The sequence below is a fragment of the Micromonospora sp. NPDC050417 genome (assembly GCF_044458865.1).
GTDB lineage: Bacteria > Actinomycetota > Actinomycetes > Mycobacteriales > Micromonosporaceae > Micromonospora_G.
In genome coordinates, this window is sequence record NZ_JBITIH010000071.1 from 1 (window position 1) to 1,525 (window position 1,525).

The following is a 1,525-nucleotide window of genomic DNA, read 5'->3' on the forward strand; positions in this document are numbered from 1 at the left end:
TCCTCGGTGACGAGGTGCGTGATCGGGTGTTGTTTGGGTGGAATGAGACTGTGCGGGAGGTGTCTGGGGGGTCGTTGTCTGGTTTGTTTGAGGCTCGGGTGGTGGTGGATCCGGGTGCGGTGGCGGTGGTGTGTGAGGGTGAGGAGTTGTCTTATGGTGAGTTGAATTCGCGGGCTAATCGGGTGGCTCGGTGGTTGGTGGGTCGGGGTGTTGGTGTGGGGTCGGTGGTGGCGGTGTCGTTGCCTCGGTCGGTGGATTTGTTGGTGGCGTTGTTGGGTGTGGTGAAGGCGGGTGGTGCGTATTTGCCGGTGGATCCGGAGTATCCGGCGGATCGGGTTGCTTTTATGTTGGCGGATGCGGCTCCGGTGGTGTTTCTTGATGGTGAGTTGCCTTTGTGTGGGGGTGTGGATTCTGATTTGGGGGTGTGGGTGCCGGCGGATGCTCCTGCGTATGTGATGTATACGTCGGGTTCGACGGGGCGTCCGAAGGGTGTGGTGGTGTCGCATCGTGCGGTGGTGAATCAGTTCGCGTGGATGCAGGATACTTTTGGTTTGGGTGTTTCGGATCGGGTGTTGTTGAAGACGCCGGTTGGTTTTGATGTGTCGGTGTGGGAGTTGTTTTGGCCGTTGGTGTCGGGGGCGTCGGTGGTGGTGGCGCGGCCGGGTGGGCATCGTGATGCGGGGTATTTGGCGGGGTTGGTTCGGGATCGGGGTGTGACGGTGGTGCAGTTCGTGCCGTCGATGTTGCGTTTGTTTTTGGCGGGTGGGGGTGCGGTGGGGTGTGTGGGGTTGCGGTTGGTGGTGTGTATTGGTGAGGCGTTGCCGGCGGAGTTGGTTGATGAGTTCGCGGCGGTGTTGGGTGGTGTGCCGTTGTGGAATTTGTATGGTCCGACGGAGGTGACGATTGCTGTTACGGGGGCGTTGACGTCGCCGGGTGCTGGTGTGGTGTCGATCGGTGGGCCGATGCATAATTCGCGGGTTTATGTGTTGGATGGGGGTTTGCGGCTGGTTCCTCCGGGGGTGGTGGGGGAGTTGTATTTGGCTGGTGTGCAGTTGGCGCTTGGTTATCTGAATCGGTCGGGGTTGACGGCGGAGCGGTTTGTGGCGGATCCGTTCGGTGTGGTTGGTGAGCGGATGTATCGCAGTGGGGATCTGGTGCGGTGGCGGGCTGATGGGAGTTTGGAGTTTGTCGGTCGGACCGATGATCAGGTGAAGTTGCGTGGTTTCCGTGTTGAGTTGGGTGAGGTTGAGGCGGCGTTGGTGTCTGTTCCCGGTGTTCGGCGGGCGGTGGTGGTGGTGCGTGAGGATGTGCCGGGGGATCAGCGGTTGGTGGCGTATGTGGTGGGCGCGGCGGATGTGGGGTTGTTGCGGGAGCGGTTGGCTGGTCGGTTGCCGGGTTACATGGTGCCGTCGGCGTTTGTGTGGTTGGAGGCGTTGCCGTTGACGGCGAACGGCAAGCTCGACCGGAAGGCGTTGCCGGTGCCGGACCTTACGCCGGTCGTGGCTCGTCGTGGGCCGGTCACGGT

General features: G+C 61.7%; 1 protein-coding gene. It reads left to right on the plus strand.

Annotated features, from left to right (window positions below; all coding sequences use genetic code 11):
• Positions 1 to 128: 128 nt before the first annotated feature.
• Positions 129 to 1,525 (plus strand): amino acid adenylation domain-containing protein (locus tag ACIBF5_RS32695; protein ID WP_396816753.1); only part of this gene is annotated, 1,397 nt, incomplete at its 3' end.